This window comes from Caballeronia sp. LjRoot34, assembly GCF_964253815.1.
Lineage (GTDB): Bacteria > Pseudomonadota > Gammaproteobacteria > Burkholderiales > Burkholderiaceae > Caballeronia.
In genome coordinates this window covers 1,788,060-1,807,688 of record NZ_CAXUSB020000002.1, presented here as the reverse complement: position 1 = coordinate 1,807,688, position 19,629 = coordinate 1,788,060, and the positions used below count along the sequence as shown (strand labels likewise).

17 protein-coding genes and 1 pseudogene are annotated in these 19,629 nt (G+C 59.4%); 13 read left to right on the top strand and 5 right to left on the bottom strand.

The features are described 5' to 3' along the window. Positions 1 to 12: 12 nt before the first annotated feature. Positions 13 to 1,917 (top strand): thiamine pyrophosphate-dependent enzyme, encoded by a 1,905-nt coding sequence (locus ACSQ36_RS27655; RefSeq protein ID WP_436184431.1) that lies wholly within the window; start codon positions 13 to 15, stop codon positions 1,915 to 1,917. A 172-nt stretch (positions 1,918 to 2,089) separates the two neighbouring features. Here ACSQ36_RS27655 and ACSQ36_RS27650 read toward each other — a convergent pair whose 3' ends face one another. Continuing rightward, positions 2,090 to 3,409 carry a PQQ-dependent sugar dehydrogenase gene (locus ACSQ36_RS27650; protein WP_436184430.1) on the bottom strand — a complete coding sequence of 440 codons (1,320 nt, stop codon included), beginning with the start codon at positions 3,407 to 3,409 and terminating at the stop codon, positions 2,090 to 2,092. Next, positions 3,402 to 3,845 (bottom strand): DUF2231 domain-containing protein, encoded by a 444-nt coding sequence (locus tag ACSQ36_RS27645; RefSeq protein ID WP_213765410.1) that lies wholly within the window; start codon positions 3,843 to 3,845, stop codon positions 3,402 to 3,404. The genes ACSQ36_RS27650 and ACSQ36_RS27645 overlap by 8 nt, the downstream gene beginning before the upstream one ends. Before the next feature lie 440 nt (positions 3,846 to 4,285). On the opposite strand from ACSQ36_RS27645, the gene ACSQ36_RS27640 reads away from it, so the two are divergent. Both ACSQ36_RS27640 and ACSQ36_RS27635 read left to right on the top strand, forming a co-directional pair. Further along, a complete protein-coding gene (locus ACSQ36_RS27640; protein ID WP_436184429.1) occupies positions 4,286 to 5,224 on the top strand; it encodes a sterol desaturase family protein in 939 nt (312 codons plus the stop codon). Positions 5,225 to 5,332: 108 nt separating this feature from the next. Further along, a complete protein-coding gene (locus tag ACSQ36_RS27635; RefSeq protein ID WP_436184428.1) occupies positions 5,333 to 6,082 on the top strand; it encodes a YqcI/YcgG family protein in 750 nt (249 codons plus the stop codon). Between the two features lie 173 nt (positions 6,083 to 6,255). Here ACSQ36_RS27635 and ACSQ36_RS27630 read toward each other — a convergent pair whose 3' ends face one another. After that, a complete protein-coding gene (locus ACSQ36_RS27630; protein ID WP_436184427.1) occupies positions 6,256 to 7,086 on the bottom strand; it encodes a glutathione S-transferase family protein in 831 nt (276 codons plus the stop codon). Between the two features lie 208 nt (positions 7,087 to 7,294). Here ACSQ36_RS27630 and ACSQ36_RS27625 point away from each other — a divergent pair, with 208 nt between their 5' ends. Both ACSQ36_RS27625 and ACSQ36_RS27620 read left to right on the top strand, forming a co-directional pair. Next, a complete protein-coding gene (locus tag ACSQ36_RS27625) occupies positions 7,295 to 7,510 on the top strand; it encodes a hypothetical protein (protein ID WP_436184426.1) in 216 nt (71 codons plus the stop codon). A 192-nt stretch (positions 7,511 to 7,702) separates the two neighbouring features. Beyond that, positions 7,703 to 8,029, top strand: coding sequence for a DUF4148 domain-containing protein (locus ACSQ36_RS27620; RefSeq protein WP_436184425.1), 327 nt, complete (start codon positions 7,703 to 7,705; stop codon positions 8,027 to 8,029). Positions 8,030 to 8,131: 102 nt separating this feature from the next. Here the strand turns inward: ACSQ36_RS27620 and ACSQ36_RS27615 are convergent, their stop codons facing one another. After that, entirely contained in the window at positions 8,132 to 8,725 is a 594-nt protein-coding gene (locus ACSQ36_RS27615; protein ID WP_436184424.1) for a hypothetical protein, read from the bottom strand. A gap of 426 nt (positions 8,726 to 9,151) precedes the next feature. Between ACSQ36_RS27615 and ACSQ36_RS27610 the strand changes: the two genes are divergently transcribed. Beyond that, positions 9,152 to 9,541, top strand: coding sequence for a surface-adhesin E family protein (locus ACSQ36_RS27610; protein WP_213765406.1), 390 nt, complete (start codon positions 9,152 to 9,154; stop codon positions 9,539 to 9,541). A gap of 177 nt (positions 9,542 to 9,718) precedes the next feature. Here ACSQ36_RS27610 and ACSQ36_RS27605 read toward each other — a convergent pair whose 3' ends face one another. Then, positions 9,719 to 10,648 carry a LysR family transcriptional regulator gene (locus ACSQ36_RS27605; protein WP_436184423.1) on the bottom strand — a complete coding sequence of 310 codons (930 nt, stop codon included), beginning with the start codon at positions 10,646 to 10,648 and terminating at the stop codon, positions 9,719 to 9,721. Positions 10,649 to 10,831: 183 nt separating this feature from the next. On the opposite strand from ACSQ36_RS27605, the gene ACSQ36_RS27600 reads away from it, so the two are divergent. From ACSQ36_RS27600 to ACSQ36_RS27570, 7 genes and pseudogenes are all read left to right on the top strand, one after another. Next, positions 10,832 to 11,536 (top strand): SDR family NAD(P)-dependent oxidoreductase, encoded by a 705-nt coding sequence (locus ACSQ36_RS27600; RefSeq protein WP_436184422.1) that lies wholly within the window; start codon positions 10,832 to 10,834, stop codon positions 11,534 to 11,536. Positions 11,537 to 11,892: 356 nt separating this feature from the next. Next, on the top strand, positions 11,893 to 13,092 hold the full coding sequence (locus tag ACSQ36_RS27595; protein WP_436184421.1) for a porin: 1,200 nt from the start codon (positions 11,893 to 11,895) through the stop codon (positions 13,090 to 13,092). A 185-nt stretch (positions 13,093 to 13,277) separates the two neighbouring features. Further along, entirely contained in the window at positions 13,278 to 13,787 is a 510-nt protein-coding gene (locus ACSQ36_RS27590) for a hypothetical protein (RefSeq protein ID WP_213765402.1), read from the top strand. A 283-nt stretch (positions 13,788 to 14,070) separates the two neighbouring features. Next, positions 14,071 to 14,808, top strand: coding sequence for a TSUP family transporter (locus tag ACSQ36_RS27585; RefSeq protein ID WP_436184420.1), 738 nt, complete (start codon positions 14,071 to 14,073; stop codon positions 14,806 to 14,808). A gap of 713 nt (positions 14,809 to 15,521) precedes the next feature. Then, a pseudogene (locus ACSQ36_RS27580) lies at positions 15,522 to 15,605 on the top strand (encapsulin); the annotation flags it as partial. A 95-nt stretch (positions 15,606 to 15,700) separates the two neighbouring features. Continuing rightward, positions 15,701 to 17,986, top strand: coding sequence for an FdhF/YdeP family oxidoreductase (locus tag ACSQ36_RS27575; RefSeq protein WP_436184419.1), 2,286 nt, complete (start codon positions 15,701 to 15,703; stop codon positions 17,984 to 17,986). Positions 17,987 to 18,240: 254 nt separating this feature from the next. Beyond that, positions 18,241 to 19,629 carry a cytochrome ubiquinol oxidase subunit I gene (locus ACSQ36_RS27570; protein WP_213765399.1) on the top strand — a complete coding sequence of 463 codons (1,389 nt, stop codon included), beginning with the start codon at positions 18,241 to 18,243 and terminating at the stop codon, positions 19,627 to 19,629.

Sequence of the window (19,629 nt, the reverse complement as noted above, 5' to 3'; positions counted from 1 at the left end):
CGGGAGTACGTCGTGACTTCAACTCCACCTTCGGCTTCGAAAACAGGCCGCGTGACGACCGAGCGAGACGAGCACGACTCGCAAGACCTCCACCGGCGCGCCACCGACGAGGCACTGCAGTCCCCCCAACGCCGCGCGATGCTGCGCGCGGCTGCCGCGGGTGGCGCCGGCCTGCTCGCCGCCAGGGCCGTCGCGGCACAGACGACGGCATCTCCCGCAGGGCAGCCCGCGACACTCGGGCGACAACCGTCGTTTCAGCCGGGCAGCGACGCAACAACGGCCGACGTGATTGTCGAAACCTTGCTGGCCTGGGATGTCGATCATGTCTTCGGCATGGTCGGCGACGGCATCAATCCGATTATCGAAGCGCTGCGCAAGCGCCAGGACAAAATCCGTTTTATCGGCGTGCGGCATGAAGAAGCTGCCGCGTTCATGGCATCGGGATGGGCCAAGTCAACGGGGCGTCTGGGCGTCTGCGTCGCGACGACCGGACCCGGCGCGGTACACCTGATGAACGGGCTCTACGACGCTCACTTCGACGGCGCGCCGGTTCTCGCCCTCACTGGCCTGACCTTCCACGACCTGCTCGGAACGCGCTTTCAGCAGAGCGTCGATACCTCTGCGCTGATGCAGGACGTCGCGCTCTATAACACCGTGGTGACCGGTCCCCGCCATGCCCTGACGGTGACCGACATCGCCTGCCGCACCGCGCTCGGCTCGCGTGGCGTCGCGCATCTGACGGTATCGAAAGACGTGCAGGACATGCATTTCTCCGAAGACAAGGCATCCACCGAAAATCACGGCCTGCGGACCTCGACCGCATGGAGCCGCCCGACGCCCACGCCGTCGCGCCATGAGTTGCAGGCCGCAGCCGACCTGATCAACGCCGGCAGCCGTGTGGCGATCATGGCAGGTCAGGGCGCGCTTGGCGCAACTGCCGAACTGGAACAGGTCGCGAGCCGGCTCAACGCGCCCGTCGCCAAAGCGCTGCTCGGGCGAACCGCGCTGCCGGACGATTCACCGTTCTCCACAGGTGGCATCGGGCACCTCGGCACGGTGCCGTCGGAGGAAGCGATGCATGGGTGCGATACCGTGCTGATTATCGGCACGACGATGCCATGGGTGGATTCGTATCCGAAGCCGGGTGCCGCACGCGGTGTGCAACTGGACATCAAGGCCGAGCGCATAGGACTGCGTTTCCCGGTGGAAGTGGGTCTCGTCGGCGACACGAAGGAGACGCTGCGCGCGCTGCTTCCACTGCTGCGTCAGAAAGACGATGCCTTTCTACGCGAGACGCAAGGCCGCGTCGTGCAGTGGAATGCTTTGCTGGATCGCGTGGCCGCCACCGAACGGACACCGCTGAGGCCGCAAAGCGTCGTTCGCGCCATCAGTGATGCCTTGGCGCCCGACGCAATCATCTGTCTGGATTGCGGGGCGAACACGCACTTCTCCGCGCGGTTCCTGACCTTGCGTCGCAATCAGCAACTTGTCGCGACCGGCATGCTCGCCACGATGGCGCCAGGGCTTCCGTTTGCGATCGCGGCTCAGCTTGCGAATCCCGCTCGCCAGGTGGTGGCGATTGTCGGCGACGGCGGATTTGCAATGCTCATGGCGGAAATGTCGACAGCCGTAAAGAACGGCCTGCCGGTCAAGGTGATCGTTCTGCGCAACGACATGCTGGCGGAGGTGGTGTTCGAACAGAAGGAACTGGGTAACGCTCCCTACGGATGTGAGCTCGGTGCTATCGACTACGCGCAGATTGCGAATGCCTGCGGCGCGGAAGGTACGCGCTGTACAAGCCCCGCCGGGCTGAGACCTGCGATCGATGCGATGCTGCGCTCGCCGCACGCTGCGCTGCTCGAAGTCCATGTCGATCCTGCGGAACCTATTACCATGCCGAGCCATCTGGCGGTTTGACGCTGCGCGCGAAGCACAGGCGTGCGTGGCCGGCACCCAACGTCCCTACCGCGAAGCGGGTAGCGCCGTGTAAAAAGTGGTCAGCCTCGAAGCCTCGAAGCCTGGAAGGAAAGGGTTGTATGAGACCCGATCGGAGGCGCGTGCCCCCTCGTCACATCGACGTGCTTGCGCCTTAACCTCCTGTCTTTGTCACGCGCCAGACGGTATTGCCCACATCGTCGGCAATGATCAACGCGCCGTCCTGGTCCTGGGCCAGCCCGACCGGTGCACCACGCAGTTCCTTTTCGTCGTCCGATGCGAAGCCGGTGACAACAGGCTTTGGCGCTCCTACAGGCTTGCCATTCTCGAACGCGACGTACGCGACCGCATAACCGCTCAGCGGCGAACGATCCCAACTGCCATGCTCGCCGATAAAGGCCCCGCCTTGATACTGCGCCGGCAGGTTGCTGCCGGTATAGAACAGCAGTCCGAGCGGAGCGACGTGGGAGCCAATTGCATAATCCGGCTTGATCGCCTTCGCGACCAGGTCGGGGCGTTGCGGCTGGACCCGCCGGTCGACATGCTGGCCGTAGTAGCTGTACGGCCAGCCATAAAAGCCGCCATCCTTCACCGAGGTCAGATAATCGGGCACGAGATCCGCGCCGATCTCGTCGCGCTCATTCGCAACCGCCCACAGTTGTCCCGTTTTCGGTTCCCATTGCAGCCCGGTCGGGTTGCGTATCCCCGCCGCATAAATGCGGCTCGCGCCCGTCGCCACATCGACTTCCAGTACATTTGCGCGCCGGTATTCGACATCGAGACCGTTCTCGCTGGCATTGCTGTTCGAGCCGACGCCGACATACAGCTTCTTGCCGTCGGGGCTCGCGAGCAACGCCTTGGTCCAGTGATGGTTGACCTTGTCCGGAAGGTCGGCGAGTTCGACGCCTTGGGCCGGCATGCTTGTCTCGCCGGATTTGTACGGGTACTTCAGGATTGCGTCCGTGTCGGCGACATAGAGTGTGTCGCCAATCAGCTGCATGCCGAACGGTGAATGCAGGTGATCGATGAACACATATTTGTCCCATTCCCCGCTGCCGTCGGTACGCTTTCGCAGCAATGTAATGCGGTTGCCGCCTTTGCCTTTTTTACCCGAGCGACCCGTCACCATGCCGGCGATCAGTTGCTTGGGCGAGGTAACGGGTTCAGCATTCGGGCTATTCGATTCAGCCACCAGAATGTCGCCATTCGGGAGGCAATAGACCTGGCGCGGATGTTCGAGTCCGGAGGCGATTTCCTGGATTGTCAGGCCTTGCGCCACCTTCGGCGTTTCGCCCTTCTGCCAGCCCACGTACTTCGGTACCTGCATCGGAGGCGTGAAGAAACTTTGCGCGCTTGGCAACGGCGGATTGGCTCCGGCCTGATCCGAGGGGTCATACCTGGCCCGCTCGCTGCATCCGGCAATCAGGGTCGCGCTAGTAATTACAACAACGCTACTCAAGATGGATTTATTCACGAGTCGTCTCCCTGAAACCGAACTTGTCGAACGCGAGCGCGATTTGTCCGACGCTAAGCAATGCCACGGTGATCACCGAGAGAATCACGTTCTCCGGAACAATTCCGTACGCATCGCGGCTATGGACGAACGCGTTGACTATTGCCGCGACTATGCCCAGCAGGTTCAACCAGAAGTCGAGTTTCTCGGCACGCGTTACCGTGTCACGCGACGCAAGCCATACATGGCCGAGATTGATCAGGCGCGGAATAATTGCAAAAAACAGTCCCGCCGTGACAAGCCACGCAGCCCCTTTTGCCCAGAAAACATTGGCGGTGATGACGTAGATGATGTCGAAGATCAATGTGCCGACGAAGAGGCCATAGGGGATCGGATTGAACAAATCGAAGACCGCCGTGGCCCATCTTGACCGATATATCGGGCTAGCTGGAGTCATGGAATAAGTCCCTTTCTAAAGGTAATGTTCGATAAACGGCGCATGGTAGCGGCCGGTCGGACCTGGACTCACGCGGCATGCAGTCCTGAACGATTCGATAAGCCCGCCGTGAAAGTATTTCGCAAGCCTCGGCATTCGAAGCACGAGCTAACTGCCCTACGCATAGGACATGCCCGATTCCGGGATGCGCCCCGCAGCGGCGTCGTAGGCCATACAGAACGAATGCCATTTGTGGCAGGGCCGTCATCGGAACGCCACCGGCTTGTCAGGTAGCGCGGACTATAGTGTGCTTGACGGTGTGTTTGACACAAGGTCCTTATAGCGTCCCGGGGTCGGACCGTTTTTTGCAACGTACGTCGTTCGCTGCCGGACGGTCTCGCGCCTGTTCGGCCTACAAGCATCGACACCGGGCCTCTAGTTCGAACGCAATGGAGTTGCTCGTGTTGCCTGCGTTGTTTGCCTGCTCCGGCACCGGTGCGTTGGTGTCGTGCATCGCCGGTCTGTTTGGATCGGCGGCGCAGAGATCGACTGGCTGGGCGTGGCTGCTGTTCGCCGGATGCGGCGTGCTGCAGGTCGTCCTCAGCTATCTGTTCTGTACCCCGCTCGAACGGCGCTGGCCGCTGCTGCGCTGGCCGGTCCGTCAACCGATGACGACCGACATCGTCTATACGTTCATCGTCCGGATCGTCCTGTTCCCGCTCGCCGCTTACTTCGAGTACGGGCTCGTGAAGGCGCTAGTTGATGGCTGGCTGCTCGCGCACCGGTGGCCGGTGCCGTCTTTGCTCACGCGCATCGCCGATGCCGCGGGAATGCCACTCGCCGGGTTCCTGGTCGGCTTCGTGATACTCGACTGTGCCGATTACTGGCGCCATCGGATCTCGCATCGTTTCGGCTGGTGGTACGGGTTGCACACTCTGCATCATGCCGAGTTGCAGATGACATTCTGGTCCGACGATCGCTCGCACCTGCTCGAGGACATCATCACGTACGTGTGGCTTTTCGTCGTCGCGATAGCGATCGGGATGCCGGCGCTGCAATTTCCGTTCGTGATTCTCGGCTTTCGTTTCGTTGGCAGCTTTGCGCACGCGAATACGCGCGCTCGCTACGGATGGCCGGGCGAGAGACTGCTGATCTCGCCGCAATTCCACCGCGCGCATCACTGCCCGGAGATCGCGCGGCGCAAGAGCTGCAATTTCGGCACGGTGTTCCCATGGTGGGACATGCTGTTCGGCACCGCGAATTTTACCCACGACGCCCGCGAGACCGGAGACCCGACTGCGGATCCGATCATCGCAACCGGCAACTGGTGGCAGCAGCATGCGGCCGGCGTGCATCGAATGATCCAGCTCGCGCGCAAGCGGCGTCGGCCAGCCCAATGAGCGCGCGGCCCGGCTGTGCGACGGTCCGGCAGCCGCCGACCTTCCAGCGCACGTCATGCGGACGTGCACGATCTTGCCAGCACACCTAACTTCGTCCGGAGCAAGCCTATGGCGATGTCACCCGCAGTTGAACAATCGAAAGCGGCGTCCACCCAGTGGACCGCACGCATCCTGAACATCGAAGCGTCGAATTCCGGCGCTCTGCCCGCGTGGTGGCGCGATGCGTATCACAGCTACCGCAAGACGCTCGAGCAGCCGGATTACCCGTGCTTCTTCGGCCAGGCGGCCGAGCGGCGCGGTGAGATGTTCTACGCGTTCGACGGCGAGCGTCCTGAGATTGCGCGCGCGACAATGCAGCGTTTTGTCGAACTCGGACACGATGCGGCGCTCACGCGGCATAGTCTCGCGATGTTCTGCGCGCCGGACCCCGCGCTCACGTCGCACACCGAATTCCTGCGGCGCTTCTGGACCCTGCTGCTGCAGTTGCACGAGGCGGACGACGTGCCGATGCGGCCCACCGATCCGGATGATCCGTTGTGGGAGTTCTCGTTCGGTGGCCGCAAGATGTTCGTTGTCGGTACCGCTCCGACCTATCACCAGCGGCGCAGCCGTGTGGTCGGTAGCGGGATCGTGCTGCTGTTCCAGCCGCGCGAGCTGTTTACCGACTTGACGACCGGCAAGCCAATCGGCGCTGAAGTCCGCCGCCAGATCCATGCGCGGATGTTGGAGTACGACGCGATGCCGGTACATCCGGACATCGGCTTTTACGGCGATCCACGTAATCGGGAGTGGAAGCAGTATTGTCTGCCCGACGACAACGCGCCAGTGACCGGACGTTGCCCATTCGCCAGCCGCTGACGCGCTGCGATCGGCTCTCCATGGTAAAGCCGACGTTCGAGTGTCCGCGTGAGGTAAAGGCGTTTACGCGGTCATACAGTCAGTCGGCCTAAACCGTCGAGAATCGGAACGGAACCGTGTTCCGTAGGCGTCACCGCGGCCCCGAGCCCGTTGAGAAGACGACGGATCAGAGACTACGCGGCAAGCTGTTCTTTATGGCGCGCGACCAATTCGGCTTCGTCCCTCAGTGCCTTCTGCGCAGACGGGCGCGCACCGATTCGGGCAATGTACGCCATCAGATGCTTCAGATGGTCAAGCTTCACGCCAGAGCGCTCGTTCCACATCGTTGCCCATACGTATGCGTCTGCAACAGTGAACTGTTCACCCGTGAGGTATGCGCGGCCGTCGGCCAGACGTGCGTCCAGAACGCCGTAGGCCGCGAGTAGTTTGTTGGTTGTAAACTCGATGCCTTCCGCCGTCATCAGTTTGCGCATTAACGGAATATGCTTCTGCGCAATCTCGGTCGCGATAAAGGTCAGCAACTGGTCCATCTTGACGCGTTCCAGTGTGCCGCGAGCAGGAATCAGCCCTGACTCGGGATGCTGGTCGGCGAGATACGACGAGATGACCGTGGTTTCCGTCAGCTGGTCACGCCGCTCGTTATCGAGCACAAGGACCGGGACGTAGAGAAGCGAGTTGACATCCGAGAAGCGGGTGTCATCCGTCGTGGACTTGCCGAAAACGTCGAAGTGAACGAGTTCCGGTGATAGGCCCAACTCGTTGGCGACAGTTTGAACAGCCAGGGAGCAGGTTGCTTCAGCGATGTAGAGTTTCATTTGATAAGCCTTCCTTATAAAAAAAGTGATCAGATAGAGCTGGATTGGCCGGTGCCTTTGTGATGCGCCGTTAGGACAAAGTATGTCGGGATTGCTGGCCGCAATAAACACCGGCTGGGTAGTCGCTCTGTCGCTTTCAAAGCGATAATCGTGGCTACGCCTATAGCCCCGGACAGCCATGTCGCGCATACGTTTAGCGGGGTCGTTCCGCGATCTGTCTTCGGCAAACCGCGCCGCGTTGGACCGGGCGAGGAGCATGTGGCATGGGGGTTTTCGCGCTTTCCGTGCTCGCGCCGGGTTGCTTACTGATTGCGAACCTGGACGACGAGCTTGCCGAACGCGCCATGCTTCAAGTGAGCAAAGGCTTCCGGAACTTTGGCGAAGGAGTAGGGGGTCGATGACCGGCTTGAGTACGCGCACGTCCACCGCGTGCACCCAATTTGCAGTGCGCGGCGTGGACCCGCGGCAATTGCAACAGAACGCCGGCTACGGCGACCCGGGTATAGAAGGCGTCCACGGGCCGAACTGGAATGCTGACTTGCGACGCGGCATGACCAGCGATCGGCGCCGCGCAAACATCTCCAGGCCACATCGTGTGCCACAGCCCGGGTGATGCGAAACGAGGGCACCCAGTAGCATCCTCCAGACCTTTCTTGCGGTTGCCCGATCGTTTTCTTTCGAATAAGGGTTAACGCTTAAATTAGCAATGAGTCATTGTGTCATACACATTTAATAAATCACGTGATGCCCACTACACTTGTCTTCACGGCAGACACACGTCTGCGAAAAAATCTGGAGGTTTATTATGAAGTCGCTCATTCAAGCTGTTTGCGTCACCGCGGTATTCGCGTTCCCGGCTTTCTCATTCGCTCAGTCGAGCCAACCGGTCACTCGTGCAGACGTGAGCGGACAATTGGTGCAGTTCGAACAAGCGACCCCATCACACGCCGCGTTCCCCGATTCGAATGCGTCATATCCGGTCGCTACGCTAACCGCAGAGCAAAAAGTGTCTGCGCAAAACGGCGCCGCTTCTGCCGGCTTCGGTGGTGTTGCCGAGAGCACTTCAGGATCGGGGGCGGCGATTGCGCCGGTGTCGCCGGCCGCCTGGCGTTCGATGTATGACCATCCCTGATCTATCTGCTCGATATGCATGTTTTGAGGCGTGCAGCCGGGCTGTGCGTCTTGCATACAACAGCAGGCCGTTATACCCACCTGCCGGATTGAATCCGGCGGGTTAACAGTTCTGCTCACCTACAACGGCTATCGGTTCGGGGCCGTTACCGTAGATCGCCAGACGCAGTGCGGGTTCCTTCACCCAGCCGTTGTCGAGGCCCTTGAGCGTGTGATCAAAGAACCGCCCGCGTGTTGCCGTGGCTTCTTGACCATAGAACGCACACCATTTTCCGTCGCGCTGCGTATAGAGCGATTTGAGCGCGGAATCCACACGGCGGAAGGCCTCGATCGACCCTCGTGTGTGCAGCGCATGATCAGAAAAACTGCCGCAAACGAGGATGGGAACTTCGATACGCGCCAAGTCAGGGGCAGTCGACTTGTACCATTCATCGCGTTCCGGCCGATTGGCAATTTCCTTGCGAAATTCGGTGTTGATCCGGACTCCTCCCTTCTTGAGCCCCTTGTCCCAGATGATGGTGAAGCCGTCCTCGCGAACTCCGCCAGGGCGAGCGAAGTCGCGATACAGATCGCTGCCCCCCTCCCGCTGACAGATAACCGCGAGATGCGGCGACGATACGCCAGGGTCACCAGTCCAACGCTTTGTCGCGCACCAGGCACCGTCATGATGGTCACCGCCGTTGGAATGCTGATGCATGAACCGGCTTCAAAGAATAATCCAGCTCGCACGCTCTTCATATTCGGAGGGTACGCAGGTTAGCGTTCCATAGATTCGGATTCGCGTGGATCACGAGCGATCCGGAAGTAGCCGTTCCTTGCCTGCCAGGGCGTTCACAAACGAAGGTTATCGTAAGCCGATGCTCGGGTAATATGCGTGCTTCGTTTAGCCAAGCCGTCAGTGACGCGCTTGGGGGTCATGCCGCCATTGCCCGATCCCGCATGCCCGATGTTGTCGAAAGCTGCCATTTGAAACCACGACTTTCAGCAATGGCTCGAACAGCCGCTATGGGTGAGCAGACGGCGGTCGGCTCGTCAGCATGAACGACCTGTGCACCTCGGAAGCGGAGTGCTTTTGCCGCCAACCGGCAGGTACTCAAAATTATCAAAATTACAAAGATCAAACATGAATAGAATGCTTGCGCTCGGCGCATTTCTGCTTTTATCGTCGGCCTCGGCGATTGCATCGAACTGGGTCCAGGTCTTCGCGAACTCGGGGGAGCTCGTTAGCGTCGACAAAGACTCTGTTGCTCGCAGTGGTGACACCGTCAACGCCTGGACTCAGACGGTCTTGGCGGTAGAGACGGACGTGCAACTCGGACGTCCCGCCAAGGCGATCAAGACGCAATACGTTGCGGACTGTCAGGCTAGAACACTCCTCGTGAACGCACTGATTTTTTACGATGCGCAAGGTAATGTCCTCGCTTCTCTGCCTCCGGAGCACGATGCTCCAGCGGTTGTCGTCCCGGGCACGGGCGGAGATTTCATATTGCGTGCGGTGTGCAGTAAGGGCTGAGGGTTCGATGACCCTAGGGTGCAACCGGCTAATGACCGTTCTACCCCGGTCAACGGTCAATTGGCTCTTACGAACTCGATAGCCGCCACCGTATTCACGTGTGAGCGTGGGCAATCCGTGTTCAGCTCGTTCCCGAGCGACCGCAAACGGGCGTGCATACGGCTGGTGGCTGCCGCTTCACAGCGGCACTCTTTGCCGACATACCGTTAGCACCAGTTGCCGGAGCCAGCGATGAACAGGGTCGACCTCTAAACGTGGATGCCACATCTGAGAAACCGTAATTTTTTCGGTCGTCACGGGAAGCTCGAAAGCGTAGATGCTGCCGGACAGGGCCGACTCTTGATGTTCAGGTTGATTGCCCAGAAAAGACCCAGGCACGAGAGCGATCAAATCCGAGGCTCGCGCCACCGCCAGCGCGGCGTGGAAGCTGGGAACCATGGCGACGATCGTTCTTTCCAACCCTAAAGCAGCCAACGCCTCATCGACCGGTCCACTGGCGCGCCCGTGGCGCGAAGCAACAACGTGGCCGAAGGAGGCATACCGTTCTGCTGTTACCTCACGCTCTAATTCGAGCGGATGGCCCTTTCTGACAACAGCGAGAAAGCGATCCCGGAATAGAGCCTGCACGCGGACTTCCGGCCCCATTTCGCCCAGGACACCGATCTCAAGGTCGGCTGAACCCTCTCGCAAATGCGCTGCTGTCTTCTCAGGTTTGGGCGCGAAGCGCAAACGCACGAGCGGCGCGATTGCCGTGGCCGCAGCGATAAGCGGAGCGCCGAAGGCTTCCACAAAGCCATCGTTGGCGCGAATGGTAAAGGTTCGCTGCAACGTTGGGAAATCCGGCTCGGTCGTTGAGGGACTCAGTACGGAACGTGCCTCGTGAACCGCGTTTTGTGTGCGTCGACGAAGTGCCTCTGCATGGGGCGTCAACACCATACCGCGCCCCGCGCGAACCAGTAATGGGTCACCGATCGCCTCGCGCAGCCGGGTCAACGTTCGACTCATTGCCGAGGCACTCAATCCCAGCCGACGCGCAGCGCCAACCACGCTGCCATCGGCAAGCAATACGTCAAGCGCAATGAGTAGATTCAAATCGGGTTCGGGCATGTGCGATCGTAGCACGCACCGTTCAGGCATGGCGTTTGATGCAGGTTATACGTGCAATCGTTGCGTCTTCCGCCATGCCTCCCGCATCGATATATTCCCCGGACTGACTCACGTCCAAGGGCGTGGTTCGTCAACGTCACGCAATGTCACGTTCAGTCAGGTTTTACTTACAGGGAGCTATCAATGCAAGACTTATCACCGCAGAAAACCGTCTTCCTTATCGGTGCATCCCGTGGCCTCGGATTCGCAATGGTCGAGGAATACCTCACGCGCGGCTGGCGAGTAATAGCCACCGGAAGGGAAGGCTCCACAGAAAAACTTCGTCAAATCGCAAAAGCTTCGGACGGAGCACTCGAAGTTGAAACCGTCGACATCACGATTCCGGAGCAGGTCGCCGCGTTACGCGGTCGTCTTGAGGGTCGACGACTCGATGTGCTTTTCGTGAATGCCGGTGTCAAAAACGACGATCGTGAAACGATTGCAGATGTCTCGACAGAGGAATTTGTGCGCGTCATGGTGACCAACTCGTTGAGTCCAATGAGAGTGATCGAGACGTTTCAGGACCTCGTGCAGCCGACCGGAACGATTGGCGTCATGTCGTCCGGGCAGGGCAGCCTCACAAACAACGACAACGGAAATTATGAGGTCTACCGGGGCAGCAAGGCCGCCCTCAACATGTTGATGCGCAGCTTTGCCGCGCGCCACCGAAGCGACGCGAGAACCTTGTTACTGATGGCGCCCGGATGGGTACGAACGGACATGGGCGGTCCTGAAGCGCGTCTTGGTATCGAAGAAAGCATCCCGAACTTGGTGAGCACGATCGAGGCTTACCAAGGGCGTTCCGGATTGCATTACCTGGACTACCTCGGAAGAGTCGTTCCCTGGTGAACGGCGGCGTATTTCCAAAGTCGCACACTCCCATGCCAATTTGCCTGGGGCCGGGATGCTCGCGGCAATGCTGGAAAAATTTCGCTTGAGAAGAGCATTCCAGACGATCGCTATCCAGTCAGCCGATCACCCCGGAAATCATCTATGGACAACTGTTCGTGCGCGGACCGGGCGTTGCTGATCCCGTCGTAGCACAAATCCGTGTCCTCGAAATGATGATCTTCAATATCGATCGTGATCTTGGAAACTGGTCTTACTTCGCAAAAATTGCGCACTTACGATCCTTCGCAATCCTGCTGATAGGACCTGGTTTTCAAGTTGGTTTATTTATTTCACGACATCTTTGGGGTGGGGCGATGAAGAAACAAATCCTGGGAATTGCCGCATGCATGTCCGTGTACGGCGTTGCACACGCTCAAAGTTCGGTGACTCTCTATGGGCTCCTCGACAATGGCTTCGTGTTCAATTCGAATTCAAAAGGTAGCCGCCAGTATGAGTTGGGTTCCGGCAATCTGCAGGGCGATCGTTGGGGCTTGATCGGCTCGGAAGACCTGGGCGGCGGATTGAAGGCGATCTTTCGCCTGGAAGGCGGCTTCAACGTGGATAACGGCACGCTGGGCCAGGGCGGTGCGGAGTTCGGCCGCAAGGCTTACGTGGGTTTGAAGGGTTCCATGGGCACGGTGACGCTTGGCCGCCAGTACGACCTGCTCGGCGACTATGTCGGCAGCTTCGAGTCGGGCAACGCCGAAAAGCTGGTGACACTCAAAGAGTGGGGCAGCATATACGGCGCGCATCCGGGCGACATGGACAACCTCGACAACACCAACCGGATCAATAACTCGGTCAAGTACGCCAGTCCCAGCTATAACGGCCTGACCTTCGGCGGCTTCTACAGCTTCGGCGGCAAGGCGGGCGAATTCACGCAGGACCAGATATATGCGTTGGGCGCGGGCTACGACAACGGCCCGCTGGCTCTCGGCGTGTCATACGAAAACGCGCGCGACCCGAACTTCTCGGTCTTTGGTTCGAATCCCAACGCGAACTCGCCGACGTCGACCTCAGCGACCAATATGTCCAGCCCGGTGTATAGCGGGTTTGCATCGGCGCATACATGGCAGGTCGTCTCGGCGGGCGCCGCGTACAAGATCGGTAATGCGACCATTGGCGGCGTGTACAGCAACGTCCAGTTCAAGGACATCGGCGCAGAGGCAGGCGCCGGGCTCAACCCGCAGAAACTGACGGGCACCGCGACCTTCAACCTCGGGGAAATCAACCTGGCCTATCTGGTGACACCGGCCTTGCAGTTGGGCGCCGCCTATACCTATACGCGCGGCAGCTCGATCGGCAGCATTTCCGGGGCCGCCTACAGCCAGGTCAATCTCGCGGCGAACTATGCGCTCTCCGTGCGTACGGATCTGTATCTGGTCGGCATCTACCAGCACGCGAGCGGCAAGGATTCGACCGGGAAAACGGCAGTCGCGGCAATCGCCAACCTGAGCAATTCGTCGAGCGACGTGCAGACGGCGTTGATCGTCGGTATCCGTCACAAGTTCTGATCGTGCGGTAAATGTGCGCGAAAATGTGCGCGATGCGCCGCACACGAGCCGGTCATGCGGCGGATTCCAGGTCTGGACCGGTTCGCGACATGATCGGCTCGATCATTGAGCAAGCTCGCCCTCGCGGTGCGACGGGCGGTGCATTTCCAGTGTAAAGTTGGGCACCGTCGACTTGAGTTTTGCCCATGTCCGAACCCACGCCCTATCAAGCCTGTCAGGAGACCGCTCGTCTCGTGCTTCGTATGGATGCAGCCATTTCGGCATTCAGGGCCGGGCAGAGGTCGGGGGTGCAAGCACTCGATGCGGAGAGCCAGATTGTCGCCCGTGTCTCGCCTTCTAGCGGCGGCATGCCAGCAAGTGGGACGCGTCCGGCAGAGCGTCGTGTGCCCCGCCGGCCGAACAAGGTGGAGCTCGCCATCCTCACCGCGCTTGCCGACACATACGGCGCCGAAATGCTGACCAATTCCTCCCTTGGCTATGTTTTGCGCCTCTTTGCGAGGTACGGCGGCGTCGCGCTCGTGCAGCGCCTGCTGTTCGGCGAGTCGGCATCCGATCAGCAACTTTCGATGATGCTCACAGCGGCCCGCGTCGCGCTTGCCCAAATCTCGACGATCTTCCCGGATGTGTTCTTCGAGGATGCCAACGCCGTGATTGTGGGCTTTCGACCGCGGCCGCCGACGGGATTTTCCGCGTAGGGCGGAAGTAAATGAGCGAGCGCATGGGTGTATGGCGACACGGTCATATATCCCACACGTTTGCGCCATTGCGAGCTGAATCACACAAACAGTGAAGCCGTGCAGCCGGCGCTAAAATAGCCGCCTTAGAAATGCGTGGCCTCTCCAACGCTGAACCCTATGATTCGGTCGTTCATATTGCAGGGCGGCCAAGGCATGTCTCATTCTCACGGCGGTCATTCTCACGGCGGTCCAAATCAATCTCACTGACGGCGTTCTCGGCGCTAGCCTTCATGCGCTCAATATGCCCGAAATACTCGGGGTCGTTGTTGCGCTCTTGCTTGGCGGCATGGTCAAAGGGATCGTCAGTATCGGCGTGCCGCTTGTCGCAATGCCAATATTGAGTCAATTCTTGCCGATCAAGCAGGCAGTACTTCTTCTGTCGATGCCGATCATTCTCGGCAATATCCCGCAAGCGCTGGAAGGCGGCGAGATGCTACCAACGGTTCGCCGAATTGCGGCGCCGCTCATTGGCACGGTCTTGGGAAATATCGTTGGCGTGACGGTCCTGATTTCACTCGCACCGCATCGCGCGCAAGCCGCCGCCGGTAGTCTGCTGATGCTTGCCGCGCTGTTGCTGCTCGCGGCGCCGAAGCTCACGCTTTCGCCTGGGTTGGCCAGGCCCGCTGGTTTTGTGTTTGGATTTGGCGCGGCCGTGATGGAAAGTATCGCGTCCGTGCCCGGCCCTTTGCTTGCGATGTATCTGATCGCGACAGGGGCAACCGGCAAGGCATTTACGAAACAGATCGCGATCATTCTCGTTGTGTCGATCCTTACCCTGATCCTCACGTTTAGCGGAGGCGCTCATACGAGCTTGACCGACATCGCTATTTCGACTGCGGCAAGTGTTCCTGTCATTATCGGCATCATGCTTGTGCGCCCGCTTCGAGACAAACTGCCGCCTGGCGCGTTCCGGATTTTGGTGCTGCTTTTTGTACTTGCCGCTGCGTTTCAAATGATCTGGAAATCAGGCATTTTGTAAGGTCCAGGTCCGGAGACTGTCTACCCTGCGAAGCCAGTGTCTCAATGCCGGCCATTGCAGTCGTTCTGTCTGCCTGGAGAGATCGATCTGCCAAGCGCCGTCGGCGCGTTGGTCGCTCCCGATGATTCCTTGTATCGGTCGAGATGGTATTTTGACTTCTACAAATTTCTACTATCCTAACCTCAAGCTGGAAGCAAACGCGGGGTCGCACGATAGTAAGGCGTCTGGAGGCAAGCCACGGGGGAGTCTCGTGCGAAGACACGTGATGGCCTATACCGCTTGATTTTAATTGTCGGCACCATGAACGGACAGTCCGCGAGCCTGGCCCATGACGCACGCGTTTCGTTGACTTGCCGAATCGCACGTCCGCCATAGCGCTCCGCATGAACGGTACATTGTCTTCATCGATATTGATAGCCGGCTCGCAGCCTCCGATATGCCCACGCAGCCTCCGATATGCCCACGCAGCCGGTCACTTGCGGGACGCCCTTGGTGGCATTTCGCCAATACTTATCATCGGAAAAACCAATGTTCCCTTATTCACGATCAATCCATAGAATCCAACGATGTATCTGGGATTTCGTTATGCCGATCATGCTCAGGTTCGGTTTGCATTCGAGTGGGTCATGTACGCATTCCGTCGCTAGTTTCTTCGGCTGAAGCGCACCGCGACGCCTCGCTGAATATTGGTTCTCTCAAAGGAACCTCGCAACGTGAATAACCTGCGCCGCGAGTTCGCCCCAATCTCCCGTGCCGCCTGGTCGCAGATCGAAGAGGAAGTGGCGCGCACCTTCAGGCCCGCAGGCGGCAGCGTAAGCCTTACGCCGTGATGCGGCGTAACCCCGAAGCAAGACAGCCTCCAGGTCTCCTGGGGCTGTTCATGGAGTCTCATATGACCACGCGACGCGAAGTTCCGGGAATCCGGCCGTATGACGGACCCGCCGGAGGCTGGGGAGCGCTCCGGGCGACGGCTCAAGCCGTACGGCTGCAAATGGAAAGCATAAAGGCGCCCATTACGCTGCTGCGGACCAATCAGCCTGACGGCTTCGATTGCCCGGGGTGCGCCTGGCCTGACAAGGAACACAAATCCACGTTCCAGTTCTGCGAAAACGGCGCCAAGGCCGTCACATGGGAAGCGACGACCAAGCGGGTGGGTCCGGAGTTTTTCGAAAACAACACGGTGTCGTCGCTGCTACAACGATCCGATTTCGAACTGGAGGATCTCGGCCGACTGACGCATCCTCTCGTCTACGACCGCACCACGGACAAGTTCCGGGCGGTCGCCTGGGACGACGCGTTCGCTCGCATCGGTGAAGTCCTTCGCGGGTTGTCCTCTCCCGACGAGGCCGAGTTCTATACGTCAGGCAGGGCGTCGAACGAGGCAGCCTACCTCTTTCAGTTGTTCGCGCGCGAATATGGGACGAACAATTTCCCCGACTGCTCGAACATGTGTCACGAGCCGACCAGCGTCGGATTGCCCCGGTCGATCGGGATCGGCAAAGGCACGGTATCGCTGGATGACTTCGACGCGACCGAACTGATCCTCTCGATCGGCCACAATCCCGGGACGAATCACCCGCGGATGATGGGAACACTCCACGAATGCTCGCGGCGCAACGTCCCGATCATCGTGTTCAATCCTCTGCGCGAGCGCGCGCTTGAGCGCTTCGCTGATCCACAGAGCATGATCGAAATGGCGACCTTCGGATCGACCCGGATTGCGTCGACCTATTTTCAGGTCGACGCCGGAGGAGATGCGGCCGCCCTCAAGGGCATCATGAAAGCGCTCCTGGCGATGGATGCAGAACAGGGCAACACCGTCCTCGACCACGAGTTTATCGCCACGCATACGCAAGGTTTCGAAGCGTTAGCTGCCGATCTGGACGCGACGTCATGGGCGGATATTGAAAAGGCAAGCGGACTCAGCCGTGAAGATCTGGAGCAGGTTGCCATTGCCTATGCAAAATCGAATGCGACAATTGTCACCTACGGAATGGGCGTAACCCAGCATAACAAAGGGACCGCGACCGTCCGTCTGATTGCTGACCTGTTGTTATTGCGCGGCAACATCGGCAAACCCGGCGCAGGCATTTGTCCTTTGCGCGGACATTCCAACGTGCAGGGCAATCGCACGGTCGGTATCACGGAAAAACCGTCCGCCACCTTCCTCAAACAGATTGAAGAGGTATTCGGGTTCGAGCCGCCCGCAGCGCACGGGCACGACGCCGTCCAGGCGATGCAGGCGATGATCGCCGGCACGGCCAAGGCCCTGATTTGCCTGGGCGGAAACTTCGCTGTCGCGTTACCCGATTCCGGGCAGTCCTTTCCCGCCATGGGCAAGCTCGATCTGAGCGTCCACCTCGGTACCAAGCTCAATCGTTCGCATCTGCTAGTGGCCAAAGAAACCTACGTGCTGCCTGTTCTGGGCCGCACGGAACTGGATATCCAGGCGAGCGGCCAGCAATCCATTACGGTCGAGGATTCCATGTCGATGGTCCACGCCTCTTCGGGCAAGCTGACGCCTGCGTCCGAACACTTGCGTTCCGAGCCGGCGATCGTCGCCGGCATTGCCACGGCCACGTTGCCGGACAGCAAGGTGGCATGGAAGGAATTGATCGCCGACTACGACAAGGTTCGGGACCTGATCGAACAAACCGTGCCGGGATTCGAGGCCTTCAATGAACGGATCAGAACGCCAGGGGGATTCCGTATGCCACTTCCTCCGACCGAACGCGTGTGGCCCACGCCGTCAGGAAAAGCGATATTCTCAGTGTACGGCGGAGTGCAGGAAGACGCCGACGTCCTCGGCGCTGAAAACGTGCTCCGTCTCATCACGCTGCGCAGCCATGACCAGTACAACACCACCATCTACGCTTTGGACGATCGTTACCGGGGCGTGTTCGGCCGGCGTGACGTGTTGTTCATGAACGAAGACGATCTTGCCGAGCAAGGACTCGAACACGGTGATCTGGTCGACATCGAAACGATTACGTCGTCGGGCAGACAGCTTCGCCTGGAGAACATTACCGCGATCGCCTACAACATCGCGAAGGGCTCGGTCGGCGCGTACTACCCGGAAGCCAACGTGCTGGTGCCACTCGACTACCTTGACAAAGAGAGTGGCACGCCTTCGTACAAGTCTGTGCCGGTGCATGTTTTGCGCTCAGCAGAAACGTGACTTTAGGCGCAGGATGCCGGGTGAATGTTGTCTTTGGACGTTGCCTTTGAACGTTGCCTTTGCCAGAGGCATCCAGCGGTAATGTCGCGCCCGGCATTGACGCGCATCATTGACGCACACACTTGCGATTCCCGTTCAATCCATTTTCAGCAGACGTTAAGTGATCGCGTTGGGTGAACCGCGTAGTGAGCCTGCCGCCACAGGGCGCCCGTTTTTGCGCAAATTCCGTTATCACCTGGAGCCGTTGATCAATCATGGAAATCTTCGATGCATTCCACCTTGCCAGGTTGCAGTTTGCGTTCACGGTCTCATTTCATATTATTTTCCCCGCCATCAGCATCGGTTTGGCCAGTTTCCTGGCCGTGCTGGAATGGCGCTGGTTGCTGACCGGCGACACAGCCTACAAGGACATGTTTCTGTTCTGGTCGAAGATCTTCGCGGTCGGCTTTGGAATGGGGGTGGTCTCCGGTGTGGTGATGGCCTATGAGTTCGGCACCAACTGGAGCGGATTCTCCACGATAGCCGGCAACATCACCGGGCCGCTGCTGACCTATGAAGTGCTGACGGCGTTCTTTCTTGAGGCCGGGTTTCTCGGCGTCATGCTGTTTGGCTGGCAACGCGTCAGTCCCCGCGCGCACTTCTTCGCCACGCTGATGGTTGCGGTGGGCACGCTCATTTCCACTTTCTGGATTCTCGCGTCGAACAGCTTCATGCAGACGCCGCAAGGATTCGCCATCGAGAATGGTCGTATCGTACCGGTCGACTGGATGAAAGTTATTTTCAACCCGTCGTTTCCGTATCGACTCGCGCATATGACGATCGCCGCATTCATCGTCGCGGCCTTCATTGTCGCCGCTTGCGGTGCGTGGCATCTGTTGCATGGCCGGCGCGACAAACCCGTCAAGCGTAGTTTTTCGATGGCGCTGTGGATCCTGCTTTTGCTGACGCCCATACAGATTTTTGTTGGCGATGCACACGGACTCAACACGCGAAAATACCAGCCGGCCAAGATCGCGGCAATCGAAGGCCTGTGGGAAACCGAGCACGGCGGCACCGCACTCAATCTGGTCGGCCTGCCCGACATGAACGCGGAAGTGACGCGATACACGATCCAGATACCCCATCTGGGCAGCCTGATCCTGACCCACAGTTGGGACGGCGAGATTCGCGGCCTGAAAGAGTTTCCGCCGGGGGATCGCCCGTATTCGCCGATCGTGTTCTGGACGTTTCGCATCATGGCGGGTCTCGGCATGTTGATGCTATTGACTGCGCTGCTCGGGCTACTGCTCAGAGTGCGCGGCCGTCTCTACGAAACGCGGTGGTATCAGCGTTTCGTGCTGTGCATGGGGCCTTCTGGAATCGTGGCGCTATTGGCCGGGTGGATAACGACGGAGGTCGGCCGCCAGCCCTGGACGGTTTACGGCGTTCTGCGTACCGCGGACTCCCTCTCACCCATCAGTGCCCAGCAAGCCGGCGTTTCATTGCTGATCTTTGTGCTGGTGTATTTCCTCGTGTTCGGCATGGGCGTCTACTACATGTTGAAGATGATGAAACGCGGGCCGGAGGAGCATATTGACGGCCGCAAGGCCGGCAAGCATCCGATATTGCTCAATCGAGCGCTCGAAGCACTCGAAGGAGAGTAA